This is a genomic window from unidentified bacterial endosymbiont (assembly GCF_918797525.1).
GTDB lineage: Bacteria > Pseudomonadota > Gammaproteobacteria > Enterobacterales > Enterobacteriaceae > Enterobacter.
In genome coordinates, this window is sequence record NZ_OU963893.1 from 537,619 (window position 1) to 562,601 (window position 24,983).

23 protein-coding genes are annotated in these 24,983 nt (G+C 55.8%); 20 read left to right on the forward strand and 3 right to left on the reverse strand.

The window, feature by feature from the left end:
- The first annotated feature begins 25 nt into the window (after positions 1 to 25).
- Positions 26 to 1,126, forward strand: a complete 1,101-nt coding sequence (gene livJ / locus NL510_RS02475) for a branched chain amino acid ABC transporter substrate-binding protein LivJ (protein ID WP_253381322.1) — start codon at positions 26 to 28, stop codon at positions 1,124 to 1,126.
- Positions 1,127 to 1,238: 112 nt separating this feature from the next.
- Here livJ and panM read toward each other — a convergent pair whose 3' ends face one another.
- Complete coding sequence (gene panM / locus NL510_RS02480) at positions 1,239 to 1,622, reverse strand: aspartate 1-decarboxylase autocleavage activator PanM (RefSeq protein WP_253381323.1); 384 nt, start codon at positions 1,620 to 1,622, stop codon at positions 1,239 to 1,241.
- Between the two features lie 424 nt (positions 1,623 to 2,046).
- Between panM and livK the strand changes: the two genes are divergently transcribed.
- The 10 genes from livK to ugpQ all read left to right on the forward strand — a co-directional run bounded on the left by livK (position 2,047) and on the right by ugpQ (position 12,088).
- Positions 2,047 to 3,156: a high-affinity branched-chain amino acid ABC transporter substrate-binding protein LivK gene (gene livK, locus NL510_RS02485; protein WP_253381326.1), complete on the forward strand. Its 1,110-nt coding sequence runs from the start codon at positions 2,047 to 2,049 to the stop codon at positions 3,154 to 3,156.
- Between the two features lie 46 nt (positions 3,157 to 3,202).
- Entirely contained in the window at positions 3,203 to 4,129 is a 927-nt protein-coding gene (gene livH / locus NL510_RS02490; RefSeq protein ID WP_253381328.1) for a high-affinity branched-chain amino acid ABC transporter permease LivH, read from the forward strand.
- Positions 4,126 to 5,403, forward strand: coding sequence for a high-affinity branched-chain amino acid ABC transporter permease LivM (locus NL510_RS02495; protein ID WP_253381330.1), 1,278 nt, complete (start codon positions 4,126 to 4,128; stop codon positions 5,401 to 5,403). The genes livH and NL510_RS02495 overlap by 4 nt, the downstream gene beginning before the upstream one ends.
- On the forward strand, positions 5,400 to 6,167 hold the full coding sequence (gene livG / locus NL510_RS02500) for a high-affinity branched-chain amino acid ABC transporter ATP-binding protein LivG (RefSeq protein WP_253381332.1): 768 nt from the start codon (positions 5,400 to 5,402) through the stop codon (positions 6,165 to 6,167). The genes NL510_RS02495 and livG overlap by 4 nt, the downstream gene beginning before the upstream one ends.
- Positions 6,168 to 6,184: 17 nt before the next feature.
- The gene (gene livF, locus NL510_RS02505; protein WP_253384719.1) at positions 6,185 to 6,898 is read left to right on the forward strand and encodes a high-affinity branched-chain amino acid ABC transporter ATP-binding protein LivF; all 714 of its coding nucleotides are present in this window, start codon (positions 6,185 to 6,187) and stop codon (positions 6,896 to 6,898) included.
- Between the two features lie 246 nt (positions 6,899 to 7,144).
- Positions 7,145 to 8,461, forward strand: coding sequence for a sn-glycerol-3-phosphate ABC transporter substrate-binding protein UgpB (gene ugpB, locus NL510_RS02510; RefSeq protein ID WP_253381334.1), 1,317 nt, complete (start codon positions 7,145 to 7,147; stop codon positions 8,459 to 8,461).
- Between the two features lie 79 nt (positions 8,462 to 8,540).
- Positions 8,541 to 9,428 carry a sn-glycerol-3-phosphate ABC transporter permease UgpA gene (gene ugpA / locus NL510_RS02515; protein WP_253381336.1) on the forward strand — a complete coding sequence of 296 codons (888 nt, stop codon included), beginning with the start codon at positions 8,541 to 8,543 and terminating at the stop codon, positions 9,426 to 9,428.
- Positions 9,425 to 10,270, forward strand: coding sequence for a sn-glycerol-3-phosphate ABC transporter permease UgpE (gene ugpE, locus NL510_RS02520; RefSeq protein ID WP_253381338.1), 846 nt, complete (start codon positions 9,425 to 9,427; stop codon positions 10,268 to 10,270). Before ugpA ends, ugpE begins: the two co-directional genes overlap by 4 nt.
- Before the next feature lies 1 nt (position 10,271).
- Positions 10,272 to 11,342 carry a sn-glycerol-3-phosphate import ATP-binding protein UgpC gene (locus tag NL510_RS02525; RefSeq protein WP_253381340.1) on the forward strand — a complete coding sequence of 357 codons (1,071 nt, stop codon included), beginning with the start codon at positions 10,272 to 10,274 and terminating at the stop codon, positions 11,340 to 11,342.
- Positions 11,339 to 12,088 carry a glycerophosphodiester phosphodiesterase gene (gene ugpQ, locus NL510_RS02530; RefSeq protein ID WP_253381342.1) on the forward strand — a complete coding sequence of 250 codons (750 nt, stop codon included), beginning with the start codon at positions 11,339 to 11,341 and terminating at the stop codon, positions 12,086 to 12,088. The genes NL510_RS02525 and ugpQ overlap by 4 nt, the downstream gene beginning before the upstream one ends.
- On the opposite strand, the gene NL510_RS02535 is transcribed toward ugpQ, so the two are convergent.
- On the reverse strand, positions 12,069 to 12,449 hold the full coding sequence (locus NL510_RS02535; RefSeq protein WP_253381344.1) for a DUF2756 family protein: 381 nt from the start codon (positions 12,447 to 12,449) through the stop codon (positions 12,069 to 12,071). The two genes, ugpQ and NL510_RS02535, sit on opposite strands and share 20 nt — an antisense overlap.
- A gap of 126 nt (positions 12,450 to 12,575) precedes the next feature.
- Here NL510_RS02535 and ggt point away from each other — a divergent pair, with 126 nt between their 5' ends.
- The 8 genes from ggt (at position 12,576) to NL510_RS02575 (ending at position 22,961) form a co-directional block, all read left to right on the forward strand.
- Positions 12,576 to 14,318: a gamma-glutamyltransferase gene (ggt, locus tag NL510_RS02540; protein ID WP_253381346.1), complete on the forward strand. Its 1,743-nt coding sequence runs from the start codon at positions 12,576 to 12,578 to the stop codon at positions 14,316 to 14,318.
- A 280-nt stretch (positions 14,319 to 14,598) separates the two neighbouring features.
- Entirely contained in the window at positions 14,599 to 15,636 is a 1,038-nt protein-coding gene (locus tag NL510_RS02545; protein WP_253381348.1) for an oxidoreductase, read from the forward strand.
- Positions 15,637 to 15,759: 123 nt separating this feature from the next.
- Positions 15,760 to 16,455: a pirin family protein gene (locus tag NL510_RS02550; protein WP_253381350.1), complete on the forward strand. Its 696-nt coding sequence runs from the start codon at positions 15,760 to 15,762 to the stop codon at positions 16,453 to 16,455.
- Between the two features lie 91 nt (positions 16,456 to 16,546).
- On the forward strand, positions 16,547 to 17,542 hold the full coding sequence (gene gntR, locus NL510_RS02555) for a gluconate operon transcriptional repressor GntR (protein ID WP_253381351.1): 996 nt from the start codon (positions 16,547 to 16,549) through the stop codon (positions 17,540 to 17,542).
- Positions 17,543 to 17,668: 126 nt separating this feature from the next.
- Positions 17,669 to 18,196: a gluconokinase gene (gene gntK / locus NL510_RS02560; protein ID WP_253381353.1), complete on the forward strand. Its 528-nt coding sequence runs from the start codon at positions 17,669 to 17,671 to the stop codon at positions 18,194 to 18,196.
- A gap of 3 nt (positions 18,197 to 18,199) precedes the next feature.
- Positions 18,200 to 19,540 (forward strand): gluconate transporter, encoded by a 1,341-nt coding sequence (gene gntU, locus NL510_RS02565; protein ID WP_253381355.1) that lies wholly within the window; start codon positions 18,200 to 18,202, stop codon positions 19,538 to 19,540.
- A gap of 140 nt (positions 19,541 to 19,680) precedes the next feature.
- On the forward strand, positions 19,681 to 21,780 hold the full coding sequence (locus NL510_RS02570; RefSeq protein WP_253381357.1) for a RecQ family ATP-dependent DNA helicase: 2,100 nt from the start codon (positions 19,681 to 19,683) through the stop codon (positions 21,778 to 21,780).
- Positions 21,777 to 22,961 (forward strand): DNA-processing protein DprA, encoded by a 1,185-nt coding sequence (locus NL510_RS02575; protein WP_253381359.1) that lies wholly within the window; start codon positions 21,777 to 21,779, stop codon positions 22,959 to 22,961. Before NL510_RS02570 ends, NL510_RS02575 begins: the two co-directional genes overlap by 4 nt.
- A 36-nt stretch (positions 22,962 to 22,997) precedes the next feature.
- Here the strand turns inward: NL510_RS02575 and yhgN are convergent, their stop codons facing one another.
- The gene (yhgN, locus tag NL510_RS02580; protein WP_003861574.1) at positions 22,998 to 23,591 is read right to left on the reverse strand and encodes an NAAT family transporter YhgN; all 594 of its coding nucleotides are present in this window, start codon (positions 23,589 to 23,591) and stop codon (positions 22,998 to 23,000) included.
- A 179-nt stretch (positions 23,592 to 23,770) separates the two neighbouring features.
- On the opposite strand from yhgN, the gene asd reads away from it, so the two are divergent.
- A complete protein-coding gene (asd, locus tag NL510_RS02585; protein ID WP_253381361.1) occupies positions 23,771 to 24,874 on the forward strand; it encodes an aspartate-semialdehyde dehydrogenase in 1,104 nt (367 codons plus the stop codon).
- The last annotated feature ends 109 nt before the right edge of the window (positions 24,875 to 24,983 follow it).

A 24,983-nucleotide genomic window follows, 5' to 3' on the forward strand; every position in this document is an offset into this window, starting at 1 on the left:
AACCATAATAATGGGGATTATCAGGATGAAAATGAAGGGTAAAGCGTTACTGGCAGGATGTATGGCGTTGGCATTCAGTTCCATGGCGCAGGCCGATATTAAAGTGGCGGTTGTCGGGGCAATGTCCGGCCCGGTCGCGCAGTACGGTGACCAGGAATTTACGGGCGCAGAACAGGCGGTTGCAGACATTAATGCTAAAGGCGGAATCAAAGGCGAAAAACTGCAGATCGTAAAATATGATGATGCCTGTGACCCGAAACAAGCCGTAGCGGTTGCTAACAAAGTGGTGAACGATGGGATCAAATACGTTATCGGTCACCTCTGTTCCTCCTCCACGCAGCCCGCGTCTGACATCTACGAGGACGAAGGCATTCTGATGATCACCCCGGCAGCAACAGCGCCAGAGCTGACCGCGCGCGGCTATAAGCTTATCCTGCGCACCACCGGCCTGGACTCCGACCAGGGCCCAACCGCCGCCAAATACATCGTTGATAAAGTGAAACCGAAGCGCATTGCCATCGTTCACGACAAACAGCAGTATGGTGAAGGACTGGCGCGCTCGGTGCAGGATAACCTCAAGAAAGCGAATGCGGAGGTGGTGTTCTTCGACGGTATCACCGCCGGAGAGAAAGACTTCTCTACCCTGGTGGCGCGTCTGAAGAAAGAGAATATCGACTTCGTGTACTACGGGGGTTACCACCCGGAAATGGGTCAGATCCTGCGTCAGGCGCGCGCAGCCGGTCTGAAAACCCAGTTTATGGGGCCGGAAGGCGTGGCGAACGTCTCTCTGTCTAACATCGCGGGTGAAGCGGCGGAAGGTCTGCTGGTCACCAAACCGAAGAACTACGATCAGGTGCCGGCGAACAAACCGATCGTGGATGCGATCAAGGCGAAAAAACAGGATCCAAGCGGCGCGTTCGTCTGGACCACCTACGCTGCGTTGCAGTCCCTGCAGGCGGGCCTGAACCAGTCAGCCGATCCGGCGGAGATTGCCACCTGGCTGAAAGCGAATTCGGTAGAAACCGTGATGGGGCCGCTCTCCTGGGATGAGAAGGGCGACCTGAAAGGCTTCGAGTTCGGCGTGTTTGACTGGCATGCTAATGGCACGGCGACCAACGCCAAATAATTTTCCCGCCGCCTTTCGCGCCGCAGGTGCGTTGGCTGCATTATTCAACCCCGGTCACTTACTTATGTAAGCTCCCGGGGGTTTTCATCACTTGCTGCCTTCCTGCTTTCTTTTAGCGCTTCTCCCACCCGTTCGCCTGCGCCGTAAACCCTAACGCCTGCATAAACGCCGCCATCACGCCCCGGTCTTCCACGCCCACGTCGGCCATCCACCAGGAGGTCACGCTCGGGTTTTCGCGGATCGCTTCTTCAATCAAATATTGCCCGACCCCACGGCGGCGGGTCACGTCGCGCACGCGAAGCGAGTCCAGCGCCCCTTGCGTGCCGCTCAGCGTGACGCGTACGGCGGCCAGAAGGCGCTCGTTAAAGCGTGCGGCATAAATGCGGTGGTTCTCATCGACGGCGAGCGACGAAGAGGAATATTCCGGCCAGATCTTGCCCAGGTCGATATGATCCTGTTCGCTAAAGGTCACCAGACGAACGATAGTCAGTTTCATTAGCTGCTTGTCCAAATCAAAAAGAGTAGGGCCAGTGTACTCAATTTATTTGCTCAGGCGCGTTCTCTTTTTATTCCCGTTTGCCAGGTAATTCGTTTTTTAGCGTGGCACTGCGCAGTTCGAAAACATATGGATCGAAAAATAAGCAGAGTTTTAACCTGACAGGCAGTGATTTATTCGGCGCTTTGTACCGTTATTTTATGCTGTAAACTGCGCTTTTATTTGTTTATCTCTGCCTTATTTCAGAATATTATCTTTTCTTAATCTCCTGAAAAATAGAGATATTAGTCTGGTTTTTGACGAAAAGCTGCGCTAAACCCTTAAAGGCACTGGTAAAAATAGCGTTGTTCATTAAAAGTACAGAATGCTTTTTAACCATAATAAAACAAAATATAAACATCACATCACGAATGGGGATTCAGAGATGAAAAAGAACGCGAAGACATTAATCGCGGGGATGGTCGCACTGTCGATCTCGCATGTTGCTATGGCGCAGGATATTAAAATTGCGGTAGTGGGCGCGATGTCCGGTCCTGTTGCCCAGTGGGGTGATATGCAGTTCAACGGCGCGCGTCAGGCTATTAAAGATATCAACGCTCAAGGCGGCATCAAAGGCGACAAGCTGGTGGCGGTGGAATATGACGACGCCTGCGATCCTAAACAGGCCGTCGCGGTCGCCAACAAAATCGTTAATGATGGCATCCAGTTCGTGATTGGCCACCTCTGCTCCTCCTCCACGCAGCCCGCGTCTGATATCTACGAAGACGAAGGCATTCTGATGATCTCTCCGGGCGCTACTAACCCGGAGCTGACCCAGCGCGGCTATCAGCACATCATGCGTACCGCAGGTCTGGACTCTTCTCAGGGGCCAACCGCCGCTAACTACATTCTCGAGACCGTCAAACCGCAGCGCATTGCCATCATCCATGACAAACAGCAGTACGGCGAAGGCCTGGCGCGATCCGTGCGGGACGGCCTGAAAAAAGGCGGCGCGAATATCGTCTTCTTTGATGGCATTACCGCCGGTGAAAAAGATTTCTCCGCGCTGATTGCGCGTCTGCAGAAAGAGAATATCGACTTCGTTTACTACGGTGGCTACTACCCGGAAATGGGCCAGATGCTGCGCCAGGCGCGCGCAACCGGCCTGAAAACCCAGTTCATGGGGCCTGAGGGCGTGGGCAATGCGTCCCTGTCGAATATTGCGGGCGACGCGGGCGAAGGCATGCTGGTCACAATGCCAAAACGCTATGACCAGGATCCGGCGAACAAGGCTATCGTGGATGCGCTCAAGGCGCAGAAGAAGGATCCGAGCGGTCCGTACGTCTGGATCACCTATGCCGCCGTGCAGTCTCTGGCCACCGCGCTGGAGCGTACCGGCAGCAAAGCGCCGCTGGATCTGGTGAAAGATTTAAAAGCACACGGGGCGAACACCGTGATTGGGCCGCTGAACTGGGATGAGAAAGGCGATCTGAAGGGATTTGAGTTTGGTGTCTTTAAGTGGCACGCCGATGGTTCATCCTCGGTCGCCAAATAATTATCCCGCCGCCCGGGCCGCCGGGCGGGTATAAAAAGGTTTGCATATGTCCGAGCAGTTTCTCTATTTCCTGCAGCAGATGTTTAACGGCGTCACGCTGGGAAGCACCTACGCGCTGATCGCCATCGGCTATACGATGGTTTACGGCATAATCGGCATGATCAACTTCGCTCACGGCGAGGTGTACATGATCGGTAGCTACGTCTCCTTTATGATTATCGCCGCGCTGATGATGATGGGCATCGACAGCAGCTGGCTGCTGGTCGCCGCCGGGTTTATCGGCGCAATTGTGATTGCCAGCGCCTACGGCTGGAGCATCGAACGCGTGGCCTACCGACCGGTGCGTAGCTCCAAACGCCTGATTGCGCTCATCTCCGCCATCGGGATGTCTATCTTCCTGCAAAACTACGTCAGCCTGACTGAAGGCTCGCGCGACGTGGCCCTGCCAAGCCTGTTTAACGGCCAGTGGATTGTGGGGACCAGCGAGAACTTCTCTGCCTCTATCACCACCATGCAGCTGGTTATCTGGATTGTGACCTTCCTGGCGATGCTGGCCCTGACCATTTTCATCCGCTACTCCCGCATGGGACGCGCCTGTCGCGCCTGTGCGGAAGACCTGAAAATGGCGAGCCTGCTGGGGATTAACACCGACCGCGTGATTGCCCTGACCTTTGTGATCGGCGCAGCGATGGCGGCGGTGGCAGGCGTACTGCTCGGCCAGTTCTACGGCGTGATTAACCCGTACATCGGCTTTATGGCTGGGATGAAAGCCTTCACCGCAGCGGTACTGGGCGGAATCGGCAGTATTCCGGGCGCGATGATCGGCGGGCTTATCCTGGGCGTGGCTGAAGCGCTCTCCTCGGCCTACCTGAGTACCGAATATAAAGACGTGGTGTCGTTTGCCCTGCTGATTCTGGTTCTGCTGGTCATGCCTACCGGTATTCTGGGCCGTCCGGAGGTAGAGAAAGTATGAAACCGATGCATTTTGCAATGGCGCTGCTCTCTGCCGCTATGTTCTTCGTGCTGGCGGGCGTCTTTATGGGCGTTCAGTTAGAACTGGACGGCACGAAACTGGTGGTAGATACCGCGTCCGACATCCGCTGGCAGTGGGTGTTTATCGGCACGGCGGTGGTGTTCCTGTTCCAACTGCTGCGTCCGGTTTTCCAGAAGACGCTGCAAAACGTCTCTGGTCCGAAATTCATGCTGCCGGCTATCGATGGCTCTACCGTGAAGCAGAAGTTATTTCTCGTGGCGCTGATGGTGGCGGCCGTGGCATGGCCGTTTATGGTCTCACGTGGGACGGTAGACATTGCCACCCTGACCATGATCTACGTTATCCTCGGTCTGGGTCTGAACGTGGTGGTCGGTCTTTCTGGTCTGCTGGTGCTGGGTTACGGCGGCTTCTACGCCATCGGCGCGTACACCTTCGCCCTGTTGAACCACTATTATGGCCTCGGCTTCTGGACCTGCCTCCCGCTGGCGGGGCTGGTGTCTGCGGCGGCGGGTTTCCTGCTTGGCTTCCCGGTGCTGCGCCTGCGCGGTGACTACCTGGCGATTGTGACCTTAGGCTTCGGTGAAATCGTCCGTATTCTGCTGCTCAACAACACTGAAGTGACCGGTGGCCCGAATGGTATCAGCCAGATCCCGAAACCGACCTTTTTCGGCCTTGAGTTCAGCCGTACCGCCCGCGAAGGCGGCTGGGATACCTTCAGCAACTTCTTTGGCATTAAGTATGACCCGTCTGACCGCGTGATCTGGCTCTATCTGGTGGCGCTGCTGCTGGTGGTGATTACGCTGTTGGTGATAAACCGCCTCCTGCGCATGCCGCTGGGCCGCGCGTGGGAAGCGCTGCGTGAAGATGAGATTGCCTGCCGCTCGCTGGGCCTGAATCCGACCCGCATCAAGCTGACTGCATTTACCATCAGCGCCGCGTTTGCCGGTTTTGCCGGGACGCTGTTTGCCGCGCGCCAGGGCTTTATCAGCCCGGAATCGTTCACCTTTGCCGAATCTGCCTTTGTGCTGGCGATTGTGGTGCTCGGCGGGATGGGTTCGCAGTTCGCCGTTATCCTCGCCGCCATCCTGCTGGTGGTCTCGCGCGAGCTGATGCGCGACTTTAACGAGTACAGCATGCTAATGCTGGGTGGATTAATGGTGTTGATGATGATCTGGCGTCCGCAGGGCTTGCTACCGATGACGCGTCCCCAGCTAAAGCTGAAACGCACCCAGGTGAAAGGAGAGCAGGCATGAGTCAGCCATTATTATCGGTCAAGGGTTTGATGATGCGTTTTGGCGGCCTGCTGGCGGTCAACAATGTGTCTCTGGATCTGCACAGAAAAGAGATTGTCTCCCTGATTGGCCCGAACGGCGCGGGGAAAACCACGGTGTTTAACTGCCTGACCGGTTTCTACAAACCGACGGGCGGCGCCATCATGCTGCGCGACCAGCACCTGGAAGGGCTGCCGGGCCAGCAGATTGCCCGCATGGGCGTGGTGCGTACCTTCCAGCACGTGCGGCTGTTCCGCGAAATGACGGTGATTGAAAACCTGCTGGTGGCACAGCACCAGCAGCTCAAAACCGGTCTGTTCTCCGGCCTGCTGAAAACGCCAGCCTTTCGCCGCGCGCAGGAAGAGGCGCTCGACCGCGCTGCCACCTGGCTCGACCGTATTGGTCTGCTCCAGCACGCCAACCGTCAGGCGAGCAACCTGGCTTACGGCGATCAGCGTCGGCTCGAGATTGTGCGCTGCATGGTGACCCAGCCGGCGATCCTGATGCTTGACGAACCGGCGGCGGGCCTCAACCCGAAAGAGACCAAAGAGCTGGACGAGCTGATTGCCGAGCTGCGCGATCGTCACGACACCACCATCCTGCTGATTGAGCACGACATGAAGCTGGTAATGGGCATTTCTGACCGTATATACGTGGTAAATCAGGGCACGCCGCTGGCGAACGGCACGCCGGAAGCGATCCGCAACAACCCGGATGTGATCCGCGCCTATTTAGGTGAAGCATAATGGGGGCGAGCCATAAGATGGATAAAGCGATGTTAACGTTCGACAAGGTCAATGCGCATTACGGTAAGATCCAGGCGCTGCACGATGTCAGCCTGTATATTAATCAGGGCGAAATTGTCACCCTGATTGGCGCCAACGGGGCGGGTAAAACCACGCTGCTCGGCACCTTGTGCGGCGACCCGCGCGCTACCAGCGGGCGGATTGTGTTTGATGACAAAGACATTACCGACTGGCAGACCGCCAAAATCATGCGCGAAGCGGTAGCGATTGTTCCGGAAGGGCGGCGCGTGTTCTCCCGTATGACGGTTGAAGAGAACCTGGCGATGGGGGGCTTCTTTGCCGAGCGCGAGCAGTTCCAGACCCGCATCAAGTGGGTATATGAACTCTTCCCGCGCCTGTGGGAGCGTCGCATCCAGCGTGCGGGCACCATGTCCGGCGGGGAGCAGCAAATGCTGGCGATTGGCCGCGCGCTCATGAGCCAGCCGCGCCTGCTGCTGCTGGATGAACCGTCGCTCGGTCTTGCGCCGATCATCATCCAGCAGATTTTCGACACCATCGAGCAACTGCGCAAAGAGGGGATGACCATCTTCCTCGTCGAGCAAAACGCCAACCAGGCGCTGAAGCTGGCCGACCGCGGCTACGTGCTGGAGAACGGCCGCGTGGTGCTGTCCGACACCGGCGACGCGCTTTTGGCGAACGAGGCGGTGCGGAGCGCGTACCTGGGCGGCTGAGTCGTCTGTGACGCCCGGCGGCGCTACGCTTACCGGGCCTACGGGATAGCCCAGGCCGGGTAAGGCGAAGCCGCCACCCGGCTTTTTTTGCCGCATACCTTCTTCACATTTCCATCATCCCCCTGACGCCTTGTTGTCACATCTCTGTAAATAAACAGTTATTTTTCTGTCATTCGAGCATGTCATGTTACCTCGCGAGCACAAAACGCGTGATTTCGCGCATCCGGCACAATAAGAGAGATGACAATGATATTGTTACGACACACGGCTTTAGGTCTGGCGCTGGGTCTGGCTTTTGCGGCGAACGCAATGGCGGTGACGACCATTCCATTCTGGCACTCCATGGAAGGGGAGTTGGGGAAAGAGGTTGACTTCCTGGCGCAGCGTTTCAACGACTCCCACCCGGATTACAAAATTGTGCCGGTCTATAAAGGCAACTACGAGCAGAGCCTGAGCGCAGGTATTGCCGCCTTCCGTACCGGCAACGCGCCCGCACTGTTGCAGGTTTATGAAGTCGGCACCGCCACCATGATGGCCTCTAAAGCCATTAAGCCCGTGTATGAGGTGTTCAACGACGCGGGTATCAATTTCGACGAATCCCGTTTCGTCCCCACCGTTGCCGGTTACTACACCGACTCCAAAACCGGACGCCTGCTCTCTCAGCCGTTTAACAGCTCTACGCCCGTGCTGTACTACAACAAAGATGCCTTCAAAAAAGCCGGTTTAGACCCGGAGCAGCCGCCGAAAACCTGGCAGGAACTGGCAGAGTACACCGCGAAGCTGAAAGCGGCGGGCATGAAGTGCGGCTACGCCAGCGGCTGGCAGGGCTGGATCCAGATTGAAAACTTCAGCGCCTGGCACGGCCTGCCGGTTGCGACCCAAAACAACGGTTTCGACGGCACGGACGCGGTACTGGAATTTAACAAGCCTGAGCAGGTGAAACACATTGCCCTGCTTGCCGATCTCAACAAGAAGGGTGATTTCAGCTATTTCGGTCGTAAAGATGAATCCACCGAGAAGTTTTATAACGGTGACTGTGCTATCACCACCGCCTCTTCCGGCTCGCTGGCGGACATCCGTCACTACGCCAAATTCAACTACGGGGTGGGCATGATGCCTTACGACGCTGACGTACAAGGCGCGCCGCAGAACGCCATCATCGGCGGGGCGAGCCTGTGGGTGATGCAGGGTAAAGGCAGCGGCACCTACAAAGGGGTGGCCGAGTTCCTCGACTTCCTGGCAAAACCTGAAAATGCCGCCGAGTGGCATCAGAAGACCGGCTATCTGCCGATCACCACTGCCGCGTATGATCTGACTCGCGAGCAGGGTTTCTACAGCAAAAACCCGGGCGCGGATATCGCTACCCGTCAGATGCTAAACAAGCCGCCGTTGCCATTCACCAAAGGACTGCGTCTGGGCAACATGCCGCAGATCCGTACCATTGTCGATGAAGAGCTGGAAAGCGTGTGGACCGGTAAGAAAACGCCACAGCAGGCGCTGGACTCAGCAGTAGAGCGCGGTAATCAACTGCTGCGCCGCTTTGAGCAGTCGACGAAATCGTAATTAAAACCTGCCCCTCACCCTCACCCTCGGCTCTTTGGGGAGAGGGCCGGGATGAGGGGAAACCAACCTGAGCTAACCTATGTCATCTTCCCGTCCGGTGTTCCGTTCCCGCTGGCTACCGTACCTGCTGGTCGCGCCGCAGCTGGTCATCACCGTTATCTTTTTTATTTGGCCTGCGGGCGAAGCGCTGTGGTACTCGGTACAACGCGTCGATCCGTTCGGGCTTTCGAGTCAGTTTGTCGGCCTGGATAACTTCGCTGCCCTGTGGCACGACAGCTATTACCTCGACGCCTTCTGGACGACGATCAAATTCAGCACCCTGGTGACCGTCAGCGGTTTGGTCGCCTCGCTGTTCTTCGCCGCACTGGTGGATTACGTGGTGCGCGGCAGCCGTCTTTACCAAACGCTGATGCTGCTGCCTTACGCCGTCGCGCCCGCCGTGGCCGCCGTGCTGTGGATCTTCCTCTTTAACCCCGGGCGCGGGTTGATTACCCATGTGCTGGCGGAGCTGGGCTATGACTGGAACCACGCCCAGAACAGTGGGCAGGCGATGTTCCTGGTGGTATTCGCCTCGGTGTGGAAGCAGATCAGCTACAACTTCCTGTTCTTCTTTGCCGCGCTGCAATCCATTCCGCGCTCGCTGGTTGAAGCCGCGGCGATTGATGGCGCAGGCCCGGTCCGCCGCTTCTTTCGGCTTTCGCTGCCGCTGATCGCCCCAGTGAGTTTCTTCCTGCTGGTGGTCAACCTGGTGTACGCCTTCTTCGACACCTTCCCGGTGATTGACGCCGCCACCGCAGGCGGCCCGGTACAGGCCACCACCACGCTGATTTATAAAATCTACCGCGAAGGGTTTGCCGGGCTTGATCTTTCGGCCTCCGCCGCCCAGTCGGTGGTGCTGATGTTCCTCGTCATCACCCTTACGGTGGTGCAGTTCCGTTATGTCGAAAGTAAGGTGCGCTACCAATGATTGAGAACCGTCGCGGGCTGACGATTTTCAGCCACACCATGCTGATTTTGGGGATTATCGTTATCCTGTTCCCGCTGTACGTGGCCTTTGTGGCCGCCACGCTTGACACCAAAGCGGTGTTCGACACGCCGATGACGCTGATCCCAGGCGGGCATCTGTTGGAGAACATGGTGACCATCTGGACGCAGGGTGTGGGGGCTAACAACGCGCCGTTCTGGCTGATGATGCTCAACAGCTTCATTATGGCGTTCGGCATCACGGTGGGCAAAATCACGGTGTCGATGCTCTCGGCCTTCGCCATCGTTTGGTTCCGCTTTCCGCTGCGTAATCTGTTCTTCTGGATGATTTTCCTCACCCTGATGCTGCCGGTGGAAGTGCGCATCTTCCCGACCGTGGAAGTGATCGCCAACCTCGGCATGCTGGACAGCTACGCGGGCTTAACTCTGCCGTTGATGGCCTCGGCAACCGCCACCTTCCTGTTCCGTCAGTTTTTTATGACCCTGCCGGACGAGCTGATTGAAGCCGCGCGCATCGACGGCGCGTCGCCGATGCGCTTTTTCCACGACATTGTGCTGCCGCTGTCGAAAACCAACCTCGCGGCGCTGTTTGTGATCACCTTTATCTACGGCTGGAACCAGTACCTGTGGCCGCTGCTGATTATCCAGGATGTCAACCTCGGTACCGCCGTGGCGGGCATCAAGGGCATGATCGCCACTGGTGAAGGCACCACCCTCTGGAACCAGGTGATGGCGGCGATGCTGCTCACCCTTATCCCACCCGTCGTCATTGTTTTAGCCATGCAGCGTGCGTTTGTCCGCGGCCTGGTCGATAGCGAGAAATAAAATGGCAGGTTTAAAACTTCAGGCAGTCAGCAAAAGCTGGGACGCTAAATCTCAGGTTATTCAGCCGTTAACCCTCGACGTGGCGGACGGTGAATTTATCGTGATGGTCGGCCCGTCCGGCTGCGGAAAATCCACCCTGCTGCGCATGGTGGCGGGGCTTGAGCGCGTCACCGGCGGCGATATCTGGATTGACCGCCAGCGGGTTACCGAGATGGAGCCGAAAGACCGTGGCATCGCAATGGTGTTCCAGAACTATGCGCTCTATCCACACATGAGCGTGGAAGAGAACATGGCCTGGGGGCTGAAAATTCGCGGGATGGGCAAAGGCCATATCGACGAGCGAGTAAAAGAGGCAGCCCGCATTCTGGAGCTGGACGGCCTGCTGAAGCGTCGCCCGCGCGAGCTTTCCGGCGGCCAGCGTCAGCGCGTGGCGATGGGGCGCGCCATTGTGCGTGATCCGGCGGTATTCCTGTTTGACGAACCGCTCTCTAATCTTGATGCCAAACTGCGCGTGCAGATGCGCCTTGAACTGCAGCAATTGCATCGCCGTTTGAAAACCACCTCCCTGTACGTGACCCACGATCAGGTTGAGGCGATGACCCTCGCCCAGCGCGTGATGGTGATGAATAAAGGCATCGCCGAGCAGATTGGCACCCCGGTTGAGGTGTACGAGAAACCTGCCACCCGCTTTGTCGCAAGCTTCATCGGCAGCCCGGCAATGAACCTGCTGGAAGGGCACATCAGCAGTTCAGGCACGCACTTTGAACTGGGAAGCGGTATGGCGTTACCGATCAACTGGTACTATCGTGGCTACGCAGGGCGTAAAATGACGCTGGGTATCCGCCCGGAGCATATTGCTTTAACCGCTCAGGCAGAAGGCGGTGTTCCGTTGGTGATGGACACGCTGGAGATGCTGGGCGCGGACAACCTGGCGCACGGGCGCTGGGGTGAGCAAAAGCTGGTGGTGCGCCTGCCACATCAGGAGCGCCCGAAAGCAGGCAGCACGCTGTGGCTGCATTTGCCGGAAAATCACCTGCACTTATTTGACGGTGAAACAGGACAACGCATATGAGTAACTGGCCTTATCCCCATATTGTCGCCCACCGTGGCGGTGGAAAACTGGCACCGGAAAACACCCTTGCGGCGATCGACAAAGGGGCCTGTTTCGGTCATACCATGATTGAATTTGACGCCAAACTGTCGAAGGATGGCGAAATATTCCTGCTACACGATGACAACCTCGAACGCACCAGCAACGGCTGGGGCGTGGCGGGCGAACTGCCGTGGCGCGATCTGCTGAAGGTGGACGCCGGAAGCTGGTTCAGCGGGGAATTCAAAGGCGAACCGCTGCCGCTGCTGGCGGAAGTGGCCGACCGCTGTCGTCAATACGGGATGATGGCTAACATCGAAATCAAACCCACCACCGGTACCGGGCCACTCACGGGCAACGTGATAGCGCTGGCCGCACGGGAGCTGTGGGAAGGAATGACCGCGCCGCTGCTGTCATCGTTTGACATCGATGCCCTGGAGGCCGCGCAGGCGGCGGCGCCTGAGCTACCGCGCGGGCTGCTGCTGGACAACTGGCGCGAAGACTGGCGCACGCTGACGGCCCGTTTAAACTGCGTGTCAATTCACCTGAATCACAGGCTGCTGGATAACGCGCGGGTGAAGATGTTGAAAGAGGCCGGGCTGCATATCCTGGTCTACACCGTCAACAAACCCCAGCGGGCAGCCGAATTGCTGCGCTGGGGCGTGGATTGCATCTGTACCGATGCAATTGACCTGATAGGCCCGAACTTTAGTTCTGCGGATTATTAAGCATACTGCCATTGGACTGCGGCGACAGCATATGTTGCTGGCCGCTGTTCAGGGTTGATCCCCCGCCTAACATGCCGCCGTTTTTGTTTTGCAGCGGCTGCTCACGTACCTGCCCCTGCTGAATGCGCTGGGTGTTGCTATTCATCTGATTTTGCAGGCTTTGCTGCTGTATCTGCGTCTGGGTTCTCAACTGCTGGTTGAGCATCCCCTTTTGCTGTTGCTGCTGGCTCATCATCTCCGACTGCATCCGCTGCTGGCTCGGAATAACATAGCCTGGCTGGTTCGGGTTATTCATCGTATTCAGTGGCTGTGCGAGCGCGGCGAAGGGAAGCAGCGCCGTAAGGATCAATAATCGTTTCATCGTCAATTCCTCCTTTGAGGGCCTCTCTTAAGTTTACTCTGATTCCACCATTACGATGATTTTTTAGGAGTTGTGAACCAGGCTTAATCGGGGAATATGGACCCTATCACCTGGAGAATAATACTGATGAAACCAACGTTTTTGCGCTGGGTAGCGATCGCTGCGCTGATGGCTGGCGGTACGTTTAGCGTGGCGGCCAACCCGCCGGCGGCCCTGCCCGTATCCTACGGCGTAGAAGAAGATGTTTTCCATCCCGTGCGGGCGACCCATGGCATGGTGGCTTCTGTGGACGCACTGGCAACGCAGGTGGGCGTGGATATTCTTCGGCAGGGGGGGAACGCCGTGGATGCGGCGGTCGCCGTTGGCTATGCCCTGGCGGTGACGCACCCGCAGGCGGGTAACCTGGGCGGCGGCGGGTTTATGATGCTGCGTACCAAAGATGGTAAAACGACGGCTATCGACTTCCGCGAGATGGCGCCTGACCGGGCATCACGCGACATGTTTCTCGACGACCAGGGCAACCTGGACAGCAAAAAATCTTTGACGTCGCACCTTGCCACCGGTACGCCGGGCACCGTCGCGGGTTTCTCGCTGGCGCTGGAAAAATACGGCACGTTGCCGCTGAATAAGGTGGTGCAGCCCGCCATTAAGCTGGCGCGCGAGGGGTTCGTGGTAAACGACGCGCTGGCCGACGATCTCAAAACCTACGGCAGTGAAGTCATTCCCTATCACGAAAACAGCAAGGCTATCTTCTGGAAAGACGGCGAGCCGCTGAAGAAGGGCGACAAGCTGGTGCAGGCGGATCTCGCGAAAAGTCTCGAGCTGATTGCTGAAAATGGCCCGGATGCCTTCTACAAAGGGGCGATTGCCGACCAGATTGCCGACGAGATGCTTAAAAACGGCGGGCTGATCGTCAAAGCGGATTTAGCGGCGTACAAAGCGGTAGAGCGTGAGCCGGTTAGCGGAACTTATCGCGGCTACGCGATCTTTTCTATGCCGCCCCCGTCCTCCGGCGGTATTCATATCGTGCAGATCCTCAATATTCTTGAAAACTTCGATATGCGCACGTTCGGCTTCGGCAGCGCGGACGCTATGCAAATTATGGCCGAGGCGGAAAAACACGCTTACGCCGACCGCTCGGAATATCTCGGCGATCCGGACTTCGTGAAGGTGCCGTGGCAGGCGCTGACCAACAAAGCCTATGCTAAATCGATTGCCGAACAGATTGATATCAATAAGGCCAGGGCGTCGAGCGAGATCCGACCCGGCAAGCTGGCACCATATGAAAGCAACCAGACCACCCACTTTTCGGTGGTGGATAAGGACGGCAATGCGGTGGCGGTGACCTATACGCTCAATACTACGTTCGGTACCGGAATCGTGGCGGGCAATAGCGGTATTCTGCTGAACAACGAGATGGATGACTTCTCCGCCAAACCTGGCGTGCCAAACGTCTACGGGCTGGTGGGCGGCGATGCCAATGCGGTAGGGCCGAAAAAACGTCCGCTGTCGTCGATGTCGCCCACCATCGTGGTGAAAGACGGTAAAACCTGGCTGGTAACCGGCAGCCCGGGCGGCAGTCGAATTATTACGGCCGTGCTGCAGATGGTGGTGAACAGCATCGATTTTGGCATGAACGTCGCCGAAGCGACCAACGCCCCGCGTTTTCACCATCAGTGGCTGCCGGATGAACTGCGCGTTGAGAAGGGCTTTAGCCCGGACACCCTCAGGCTGCTGGCGCAGCGCGGGCAGAAGGTGGCGGTGAAAGAGGCGATGGGCAGTACCCAGAGCATTATGGTCGGGCCGGACGGCGCGTTATTTGGGGCGTCGGACCCGCGTTCGGTAGATGATTTAACTGCGGGGTACTGATTTTTCATCTCCTCCACAGGCCCTTTTCCCGGCGGGAACGCTACAGACCTTATGGTAAGTAAAGGGCCTTAAAATTAGAGTCGACCGTTATTTTTTTTTCAAAAAGTATTGGACAAGTGCGAATGAGAATGATTATTATTGCTTTGCATTCAGGAAGACCGCTACGGGAAACTGAAAGCACGACATTGCTCACATTGCTTCCAGTATTATTTTAGCCAGCGTCTCGCTGGCTTTTTTTTTGTTATGGTTAGACTCAGTAACCTTCAAAAAGGACTGAGCCATGACACTACATTGCGCATTTATTGGATTTGGCAAAAGCACCACGCGTTACCACCTTCCGTATGTTCTCAACCGTAAAGACAGCTGGCACGTTGCCCATATCTACTGCCGCAGCGCAAAGCCGGAAGAGCAGTCCCCGCAGTATTCGCACATACATTTCACCCGCGATCCTGGTGAAGTGTTAAACGATCCGCAGGTGAAACTGGTGATTGTCTGCACCCATGCCGACAGCCATTTCGACTACGCGAAACGCGCGCTGGAAGCGGGCAAAAACGTACTGGTGGAAAAACCCTTCACCCCGACCCTCGCCGAAGCGAAGGAACTGTTCGCGCTGGCGAAAAGCAAAGGACTGACCGTTACCCCGTATCAAAACCGTCGTTTTGACAGCTGCTTCCTGACGGCGAAAAAGGCGATTGAGAGCGGCAAGCTCGGCGATATTGTGGAGATCGAAAGCCACTTCGATTACTACCGCCCGGTGGCAGAAACCAAACCCGGCCTGCCGCAGGACGGTTCATTCTATGGCCTGGGCGTACACACCATGGACCAGATCATCTCCCTGTTTGGCCGCCCGGACCACGTGGCGTACGACATCCGCAGCCTGCGCAACAACGCCAACCCGGACGATACCTTCGAGGCGCAACTGTTCTACGGCGACCTGAAGGCCATCGTTAAAACCAGCCATCTGGTGAAAATCGACTACCCGAAATTTATCGTTCATGGCACGAAGGGCTCGTTTATCAGGTACGGCATCGACCAGCAGGAGACCAGCCTGAAGGCCAACATCATGCCAGGTGAACCGGGCTTTGCGGCGGACGATTCCGTTGGCGTGCTGGAGTATGTGAACGACGAAGGCGTGACGGTCAGGGAAGCGCTAAAATCGGAAACGGGCGACTATGGCCGCGTCTATGATGCGCTATTTGAAACGCTGGTCAACGGTGCGCCTAATTACGTCAAGGAATCTGACGTTCTGGCCAATCTTGAAATCATTGAGCGCGCCTTTGAACAGGCTTCTCCTGCCACAATAACCCTTGCCAGATAAGAAAAAGTGGCTCCTCTGGGCTTGTTCATAATTTTTGAACAGAGGAGTCAATTTTCACCCTCTATGATCCCAGGTGGTTTGCGTCCACACTTACTCCATCGAAACGAACTGGGGGTGAAAACAATGATCTACTTACGCAAAGCAAACGAACGCGGTCACGCGAATCATGGTTGGCTGGACTCATGGCATTCATTCTCGTTTGCCGACTATTACGACCCGAATTTTATGGGCTTCTCCGCCCTGCGCGTCATTAACGACGACGTGATTGATGCAGGCCAGGGCTTCGGTACCCACCCGCACAAGGATATGGAGATCCTGACCTACGTGCTGGAAGGGGCGGTAGAGCACCAGGACAGCATGGGTAATAAAGAGCAGGTTCCGGCGGGCGAGTTCCAGATTATGAGTGCAGGTACCGGTGTGCGTCACTCTGAGTACAACCCGAGCAAAACGGAAAAACTGCACCTGTATCAAATCTGGATCATTCCGGAAGAGACCGGCATCACGCCGCGCTACGAGCAGCGCCGCTTTGACGCCAAACAGGGCAAACAACTGGTGTTGTCCCCGGATGCGCGTGAAGGTTCCCTGAAAGTGCATCAGGACATGGCGCTGTACCGCTGGGCGCTGGCAAAAGATGAACAATCCGTGCATCAGATTGCCGCCAACCGCCGGGTGTGGATCCAGGTGGTAAAAGGTGAAGTGACCATAAACGGCACCACCGCCACCACGGCGGATGGTCTGGCAATCTGGGACGAGCAGGCGCTGTCTGTCCATGCCGACGGCGAAAGTGAAATTTTGCTGTTCGATCTGCCACCGGTCTAAATAATTGCTCAACCTTCCCTTTAAACGGGGAAGGTTGAGCGTTGTCCGTGATAAACTGAGAAAATCTCTCACTGCAAGATTTCTCAGGACGATGAAAAAGAAACGCCCCGTGCTTCAGGATGTCGCCGATCGCGTCGGTGTAACCAAAATGACGGTCAGCCGTTTTTTACGTAACCCGGAACAGGTTTCCGTCGCGTTACGTGGCAAGATTGCCGCAGCCCTCGATGAACTAGGTTATATCCCCAACCGCGCGCCCGATATTCTCTCCAACGCGACCAGCCGTGCGGTGGGCGTCCTGCTGCCTTCCTTAACTAACCAGGTCTTCGCCGAGGTGTTACGCGGTATTGAAAGCGTGACCGATGCCTTTGGCTATCAGACCATGCTCGCCCACTACGGGTACAAGCCGGAACTGGAAGAGGAACGTCTTGAATCAATGTTTTCCTGGAACATCGACGGCCTGATTTTAACCGAACGTACTCACACCCCACGCACGCTGAAGATGATTGAAGTCGCCGGTATTCCGGTGGTGGAGCTAATGGACAGCCAGTCGCCGTGCCTTGATATCGCCGTTGGCTTTGATAACTTCGAGGCGGCGCGTCAAATGACGTCTGCAATCATCACCCGTGGTCATCGCCATGTGGCCTATCTGGGCGCGCGTCTTGATGAACGTACTATCATCAAACAGAAGGGATATGAGCAGGCGATGCTTGACGCCGGGTTAACCCCGTACAGCGTGATGGTGGAGCAATCCTCTTCCTATACGGCGGGTATTGAACTGATGCGCCAGGCACGGCGCGAGTATCCGCAACTGGACGGTATTTTCTGTACCAATGATGATCTTGCGGTCGGCGCGGCGTTTGAATGTCAGCGCCTGGGGCTTTCCATTCCGGATGATATGGCAATTGCCGGTTTCCACGGCCACGACATCGGCCAGGTGATGGAGCCGCGTCTGGCGAGCGTCCTGACCCCGCGTGAACGCATGGGCCGGATTGGTGCGGAACGCCTGCTGGCGCGTATTCGTGGCGAGGTAGTTACCCCTAAAATGTTAGATTTAGGTTTCACCTTGTCACCGGGTGGATCTATTTAATCCGACAAATTTGAAGTAGCTCACACTTATTCATTTCGCGCACGTTTGGATATTGCTTCTCTTTTGCCCCGGCAGGACAATGTTACCGATAACTGTTACCCGTAACAATTGACTGAGGGGCACCCTTTGAGCACGACTAATCATGATCACCACGTTTACGTCCTGATGGGCGTTTCCGGTAGCGGTAAATCGGCTGTCGCAAGCGAAGTGGCGCACCAGCTTCATGCCGCGTTTCTTGACGGTGACTTCCTCCATCCGCGCAGCAATATCACCAAAATGGCAGCAGGCGAGCCGCTGAACGACGACGATCGCAAACCCTGGTTACAGGCGCTGAACGATGCCGCATTCGCCATGCAGCGTACCAATAAAGTCTCCCTGATCGTCTGTTCTGCGTTGAAAAAAACCTACCGCGACCTGCTGCGGGACGGCAACCCGAACCTCTCTTTCATCTATCTGAAAGGCGATTTCGAGGTGATTGAAAGCCGTCTGAAGGCACGTAAAGGCCACTTCTTCAAAACCCAGATGCTGGTGACGCAGTTTGACACGTTGCAGGAGCCGGGTGCGGACGAGAAAAATGTGTTAGTGGTTGATATCGATCAGCCACTGGAAGGTGTTGTCGCCAGCACCATCGAGGTTATTAATAAAAGGCCGTAAGTTGTGAGTACATTAACGCTTGTTTTGACTGCAGTTGGCTCGGTGTTGCTGCTGCTGTTTTTAGTAATGAAAGCGCGTATGCACGCTTTCGTTGCTTTGATGGTTGTTTCTATAGGTGCAGGTCTCTTTTCCGGCATGCCGCTCGACAAGATCGTCGTGACGATGGAAAAAGGGATGGGCGGTACGCTGGGCTTCCTGGCAATTGTGGTCGCGCTCGGCGCGATGTTTGGCAAGATTTTGCATGAGACGGGCGCGGTCGACCAGATTGCGGTCAAGATGTTGAAATCCTTCGGCCACAGTCGCGCGCATTATGCGATTGGTCTGGCGGGGCTTATTTGCGCGCTGCCGCTGTTCTTTGAAGTGGCCGTCGTGCTACTGATTAGCGTGGCGTTCTCAATGGCGCGCCATACCGGCACCAACCTCATGAAGCTGGTTATTCCGCTGTTTGCGGGCGTGGCGGCCGCGGCGGCGTTTCTGCTGCCGGGGCCTGCGCCGATGCTGCTGGCTTCCCAGATGCACGCTGACTTCGGCTGGATGATCCTGATTGGCCTGTGTGCCGCGATCCCGGGGATGATTATCGCCGGTCCGCTATGGGGCAATTTCATCAGCCGCTACGTTGAGCTGCATATTCCGGATGACATCACCGAGCCGCATCCTGGCGAAGGCAAAATGCCCTCTTTCGGTTTCAGCCTGTCGCTGATCCTGCTCCCGCTGGTGCTGGTTGGTCTCAAAACCATCGCGGCGCGCTTTGTTCCGGTGGGCTCTTCCGCATACGAGTGGTTTGAGTTTATCGGCCATCCGTTCACCGCGATTTTGGTGGCGTGTCTGGTGGCGATTTACGGCCTGGCGATGCGTCAGGGCATGCCGAAGGACCGCGTGATGGAGATTTGCGGCGCGGCGCTGCAGCCGGCAGGTATTATTCTGCTGGTGATCGGTGCGGGCGGTGTGTTCAAGCAGGTGCTGGTCGATTCCGGCGTAGGCCCGGCTCTCGGCGAAGCGTTGACCGGGATGGGGCTGCCCATTGCGGTGACCTGCTTCGTACTTGCTGCGGCGGTGCGTATCATTCAGGGGTCAGCAACCGTGGCCTGCTTAACCGCCGTGGGCCTGGTAATGCCGGTCATTGAACAACTGAACTACTCCGGCGCGCAGATGGCGGCGCTCTCTATCTGTATCGCGGGTGGATCGATTGTGGTATCACACGTGAACGACGCGGGCTTCTGGCTGTTCGGTAAATTTACCGGCGCCACCGAAGCGCAAACCCTGAAAACCTGGACGCTGATGGAAACCATCCTCGGCACCACGGGTGCGGTTGTCGGGATGATTGCGTTTACGCTGCTGAGCTGATGTTTATTATTCGTAAAGCTGCAGGCCTTCTCGCAGCTTTTCACACCTGATTTTCTATTGTCTAACTTTCTGATTTTCATCACAAATCAAATTTATTATCTCCGGCTTAATATCTCCACTGATCTTAAAAGGAAAGTGTCATGGATAAGAACGGAGCAGAATCACTCCTACGCAGGATGCTAAATAGCGCTACTGCAGATTTCAGAGAGGGCCAATGGGAGGCAATTGACGCGTTGGTTAATCAGCGGCATAAGCTGCTGGTAGTGCAACGCACGGGGTGGGGTAAAAGCGCCGTCTATTTTATCAGCACCCGAATTTTTCGCGATCGCGGTCTTGGTCCGACGATTATTGTCTCTCCGCTGTTAGCGCTAATGCGTAATCAGGTCTCGGCGGCAGAAAGATTAGGTATTCGGGCGGAAACGCTAAATTCTGGCAACCGTGATAACTGGCGGGAGATTACCCGAAGGTTACTGGCGAATGAGCTGGATTGCCTGCTAATTTCGCCTGAGCGACTGGCGAATGAAGAGTTTATTCACACCGTTTTACATCCCATTTCAGATCGTCTGGGTTTGCTGGTGGTGGATGAAGCACATTGCATTTCAGACTGGGGCCACGATTTTCGTCCTGATTATCGCCGAATTTTAGGCATTCTCCGCCAGTTGCCAGCAAATACCCCCGTGCTGGGCACGACAGCAACAGCCAATAATCGGGTCGTGGAGGATATTCGACAGCAATTAGGGGATATCACCATCCACAGGGGCTCTCTGGCGAGAGAAAGCCTTGCACTGGATGCTTTTATGCTTGTCGATCAGCCCTCCCGGCTTGCCTGGATGGCGCAGACGATTCCCATGCTGGCGGGTTCCGGCATTGTTTACACCCTCACAACCCGTGATGCGGAACGCGTTGCCGATTGGCTAAGGCAGAACGGTATTGATGCCTGGCCCTATTATAGCGGAGTCACATCGCCTGAGTACCAGGATACCTTTGCTGCCCGAGAAATGCTTGAGGATGCGTTGCTCACTAACCGAATTAAAGTATTGGTGGCAACCACTGCATTGGGGATGGGGTATGACAAGGCAGATCTCGGGTTTGTTATCCATTATCAGATGCCGGGTTCAATCGTCGGTTATTACCAACAGGTCGGGCGTGCAGGGCGGGCAATAGATACGGCGAGTGGTTTTTTACTGGCTGGTGCAGAAGATCGTACAATTCATCAGTTCTTTCACGAAAGCGCTTTTCCTTCTGAAGCGCAGATCGATGATGTTCTTGAGTGCCTTAGCCGGCATGATGGTTTAACAATTAACGATATTGAGACTCAAACCAATCTCAGGCATGGGCAAATAGAAAAAGTTTTAAAATTACTCGTGACTGAAAACCCCGCCCCCGTCATTTTTGAAGAGCGGCTGTGGCGCAGAACGGCTGTACCCTTTACCCTGGACAATGAGCGTATCGATCATCTCACCCGGCAAAGAGAGCTGGAGCTTGCAGAAGTCGAAAGGTATATTGGCACCGACGAGTGCCGGATGGCTTTCCTTCAGCGTGCGCTGGATGAACCGACCAGCGCGCGCTGCGGCAGGTGTAGCAACTGTCTTAATCGCACCTCGCGTCATGACCCGCTGCACGAGGAGTTGCTGAATGCGGCGACTCTTTTTATGAATCATGCCGATTTACCGTTACATGTCAACAAGCAGGTGATAAGAGGGTCGTTTGGGCAATATAGCTTCAGCGGGAATTTACCCGCTGCGCTTCGTGGCGAGGAAGGACGTATTCTTTCTCGCTGGGGTGATGCCGGGTGGGGAGCGATGGTGGCCGCAGATAAGCGCGCGGGGAGGTTCAGGGATGAGCTGGTTGATGCCTGTGCTGAAATGATCCGCGAACGCTGGATTCCGGAACCCCCGCGTGAATGGGTATGCTGTGTGCCGTCAAGACAACATCCGGATCTTGTTCCCGACTTCGCCCGGCGTCTGGCTGATAAACTTGCGCTTCCCTTTGTTGATGTCGTTAGCAAGGTTGTAGACAATCAGCCTCAGAAATTGCAGCAAAACCGTTTTCATCAGTGCAAGAATCTGGATGGGGTCTTTAGCGTATCATCTCCACTGCCACAAGGCCCGGTACTGTTGGTAGACGATGTAGTAGATTCCGGTTGGACGATGACAATCATTGCGGCACTCATGCGCCAGTTAAATAGCGAAGAGGTTTATCCTGTCGCACTGGCTTCGACTTCGGTAAAAAATGGATGAATTTGACAGCAAGCGCGCAAGCAACGCTTTTACTCACTAGCTATTTTTCCAGCGCCAAAACGAGTGGGCACAAACCGCTCACTAACGCAGAGTGGGGAAAATTTGCATTATGGCTTAAACATCAGCGTCTCTCGCCCGCCAGTTTGTTAGTTCCTGAACCTCAAACTTTGCTTAGTGGGTGGAACGATCCATGTATTCCGTTAGAACGTCTTTTAGGATTACTTGGACGAGGGCATAGCCTGGCGCTTGCCGTGGAAAAATGGCAAAGGGCTGGGCTTTGGGTAATCACCCGCGCTGATGCTGATTATCCTCAGCGCTTAAAAAATAACTTGCGCAATGACTCTCCTGCCGTTCTGTTTGGGTGTGGTAATAAAGCACTATTGAAATTGGGGGGGGTGGCGATTGTGGGTTCCCGCAATGCTGTGGAAGAAGACCTAAACTTTACCAGTAAGTTGGCAAAAAAGCTGGCAGATCATGGCCTCAATGTTGTTTCTGGTGGCGCACGTGGCATAGATGAATGTGCCATGCTTTCTTCATTAAATGCAGGGGGAACGGCGACGGGCGTTTTAACCGACAGTTTGTTGAAGGCCACGACATCCGTAAAATGGCGCAATGGTCTTGCATCCGGCAGCCTTGCACTAATCTCTCCATTTTACCCAGAGGTCGGATTTAATGTCGCGAATGCAATGGCACGTAATAAATATGTCTACTGTCTTGCCGAAAGTGCAATCGTTGTCCATGCGGGTAAAAAAGGAGGAACCGTCACGGGGGCGCTTGAAGCAATTAAGCATCGATGGGTGCCCGTATGGGTAAAACCCAGCAAGGATGAAAATTCTTCAAATGCGATGATAGTACAAAAAGGGGCCGCCTGGCTGTTAGGGGCCATTGATCCCTTAAAGCTGAACAGATTCAGTGAATCGGATAGCTATACACAGCCGGAACTGTTTTCTCTACATGAGGAATTGGCGGGTTATGCCGCCTGCCCTAAAAAGGGGCAGCTGGATTTTTATCACCTGTTCCTGGAAGAGATCCAGCACCTCGCCCTGGAACCCGTGGCGAAAGAGACGTTAGCTGACGTATTGGGTGTAGTACCGGAACAACTGGATCTTTGGCTGGATAGGGCGATAAACGAAAAGCGACTGCAACAGTTGGCTGATTCCGGGCTTTACCAAATCCCCTGAATAGTCGTTACTGCGGCCGGAAGGTCGCAGTGCATGTCAACCCTTCATCCACGCCCGTATTCCGTCCAGGAACATCTGTGTCGCCATCATCACCAGAATCAGCCCCATCAGGCGCTCCAGCGCATTCACCCCTTTCTCGCCCAGCAGGCGCAGGAACAGCGACGACTGCAGCAAAATAATAAACGTCCCGCCCCAGGCAATCAGCAGGGCAATCACCAGGTGGCTCATCTGATTCGGATACTGGTGCGACAGCAGCATCAGCGTCGCCAGAATGGTCGGCCCGGCGACGAGCGGAATAGCCAGCGGCACGATAAACGGCTCTTCGCCCGCGGGCAGGCCGCTGCTGCTGCCCTCGGCGCTCGGAAAAATCATCTTAATGGCGATCAGGAACAAAATTATCCCGCCGGAAATCGAGACCGTTTCGGCGCGTAAGTTCAGGAAAGCGAGGATTTTCTCCCCCGCAAACAGGAAGATAAACATTACCAGCAAGGCGATGAGCAGTTCGCGGATCATAATAGCCCGGCGGCGCTTCGGCTCGGTGTGCTTTAGCACCGACATGAAAATCGGCAGGTTTCCGAGTGGATCCATAATCAGGATCAATAAAACCGCGGCGGAAATGATTTCACTCATCTTTCAATTATCCCTGATACTGAGTAGTGTTATTGCGATGATTAGCGCTTTTTCTGATTGCCGGGCAATCATCGATTAATTTCGCTTGCGACTTTGGCAGCATTTTGTAAGGTGAAGCATATCCCAGTTCGATACTGGCTTGCACAAACAGCACACACCCTCTGCAGGAAATAAATGCTATGAAAAACGTTGGTTTTATCGGCTGGCGCGGTATGGTCGGCTCTGTACTCATGCAACGCATGGTTGAAGAGCGCGATTTCGACGCCATCCGCCCGGTCTTCTTCTCCACTTCCCAGCTCGGCCAGGCTACGCCAACCTTTGGCGGCACCACCGGCACGTTGCAGGATGCTTTCGATCTGGAAGCGCTGAAGGCACTCGACATTATTGTCACTTGCCAGGGCGGCGATTATACCAACGAAATCTATCCAAAGCTGCGTGAAAGCGGCTGGCAGGGTTACTGGATTGACGCAGCCTCTTCACTGCGCATGAAAGACGATGCCATCATTATTCTTGACCCGGTAAACCAGGGTGTGATCGCCGACGGCCTGAACAACGGCGTGAAAACTTTTGTCGGCGGTAACTGTACCGTCAGCCTGATGCTGATGTCGCTTGGCGGCCTGTTCGCGCAGGATCTGGTCGAGTGGGTGTCGGTTGCAACCTATCAGGCGGCTTCCGGCGGCGGCGCACGTCATATGCGTGAACTGCTGGCACAGATGGGCCAGTTGCACCAGAGCGTTGCGAGCGAGCTGGCAAACCCGGCGTCCGCTATTCTCGATATTGAACGTAAAGTTACGCAACTGACCCGCAGCGGCGAATTGCCGGTCGATAACTTCGGCGTACCGCTGGCAGGTGGCCTGATCCCGTGGATCGATAAACAGCTGGATAACGGCCAGACCCGCGAAGAGTGGAAAGGCCAGGCCGAGACCAACAAAATCCTCGCGACCGCGAATACCATTCCGGTTGACGGTCTGTGCGTGCGCATCGGCGCGCTGCGCTGCCACAGCCAGGCGTTCACCCTTAAACTGAAAAAAGATGTGTCAATTCCGACCGTGGAAGCGCTGCTGGCGGCGCATAACCCATGGGCGAAAGTGGTGCCAAACGATCGCGAAATCACGATGCGTGAACTGACCCCGGCAGCCGTCACCGGCACCCTGACCACGCCGGTTGGGCGTCTGCGTAAGCTGAACATGGGGCCGGAGTACCTCTCTGCGTTCACCGTCGGGGACCAGCTCCTGTGGGGCGCCGCCGAACCGCTACGCCGTATGCTGCGGCAGCTGGCGTAATAATTTGTTAACTACCGGGGGTGATTTTCACCCCCTTTTTTTTGCTTATTACAGGGAGTAATACGCGGATGTCTTATTTTTATCAGGAGTCATGTAGCGCGTTGGCTAT

Excerpts from the sequence above, each read along its gene's own strand:
- livJ (WP_253381322.1), top strand. The coding sequence starts at position 26 with ATGAAAATGAAGGGTAAAGCGTTACTGGCAGGATGTATGGCGTTGGCA.
- panM (WP_253381323.1), bottom strand. The coding sequence starts at position 1,622 with ATGAAACTGACTATCGTTCGTCTGGTGACCTTTAGCGAACAGGATCAT.
- livK (WP_253381326.1), top strand. The coding sequence starts at position 2,047 with ATGAAAAAGAACGCGAAGACATTAATCGCGGGGATGGTCGCACTGTCG.
- livH (WP_253381328.1), top strand. The coding sequence starts at position 3,203 with ATGTCCGAGCAGTTTCTCTATTTCCTGCAGCAGATGTTTAACGGCGTC.
- NL510_RS02495 (WP_253381330.1), top strand. The coding sequence starts at position 4,126 with ATGAAACCGATGCATTTTGCAATGGCGCTGCTCTCTGCCGCTATGTTC.
- livG (WP_253381332.1), top strand. The coding sequence starts at position 5,400 with ATGAGTCAGCCATTATTATCGGTCAAGGGTTTGATGATGCGTTTTGGC.
- livF (WP_253384719.1), top strand. The coding sequence starts at position 6,185 with ATGGATAAAGCGATGTTAACGTTCGACAAGGTCAATGCGCATTACGGT.
- ugpB (WP_253381334.1), top strand. The coding sequence starts at position 7,145 with ATGATATTGTTACGACACACGGCTTTAGGTCTGGCGCTGGGTCTGGCT.
- ugpA (WP_253381336.1), top strand. The coding sequence starts at position 8,541 with ATGTCATCTTCCCGTCCGGTGTTCCGTTCCCGCTGGCTACCGTACCTG.
- ugpE (WP_253381338.1), top strand. The coding sequence starts at position 9,425 with ATGATTGAGAACCGTCGCGGGCTGACGATTTTCAGCCACACCATGCTG.
- NL510_RS02525 (WP_253381340.1), top strand. The coding sequence starts at position 10,272 with ATGGCAGGTTTAAAACTTCAGGCAGTCAGCAAAAGCTGGGACGCTAAA.
- ugpQ (WP_253381342.1), top strand. The coding sequence starts at position 11,339 with ATGAGTAACTGGCCTTATCCCCATATTGTCGCCCACCGTGGCGGTGGA.
- NL510_RS02535 (WP_253381344.1), bottom strand. The coding sequence starts at position 12,449 with ATGAAACGATTATTGATCCTTACGGCGCTGCTTCCCTTCGCCGCGCTC.
- ggt (WP_253381346.1), top strand. The coding sequence starts at position 12,576 with ATGAAACCAACGTTTTTGCGCTGGGTAGCGATCGCTGCGCTGATGGCT.
- NL510_RS02545 (WP_253381348.1), top strand. The coding sequence starts at position 14,599 with ATGACACTACATTGCGCATTTATTGGATTTGGCAAAAGCACCACGCGT.
- NL510_RS02550 (WP_253381350.1), top strand. The coding sequence starts at position 15,760 with ATGATCTACTTACGCAAAGCAAACGAACGCGGTCACGCGAATCATGGT.
- gntR (WP_253381351.1), top strand. The coding sequence starts at position 16,547 with ATGAAAAAGAAACGCCCCGTGCTTCAGGATGTCGCCGATCGCGTCGGT.
- NL510_RS02570 (WP_253381357.1), top strand. The coding sequence starts at position 19,681 with ATGGATAAGAACGGAGCAGAATCACTCCTACGCAGGATGCTAAATAGC.
- NL510_RS02575 (WP_253381359.1), top strand. The coding sequence starts at position 21,777 with ATGAATTTGACAGCAAGCGCGCAAGCAACGCTTTTACTCACTAGCTAT.
- yhgN (WP_003861574.1), bottom strand. The coding sequence starts at position 23,591 with ATGAGTGAAATCATTTCCGCCGCGGTTTTATTGATCCTGATTATGGAT.
- asd (WP_253381361.1), top strand. The coding sequence starts at position 23,771 with ATGAAAAACGTTGGTTTTATCGGCTGGCGCGGTATGGTCGGCTCTGTA.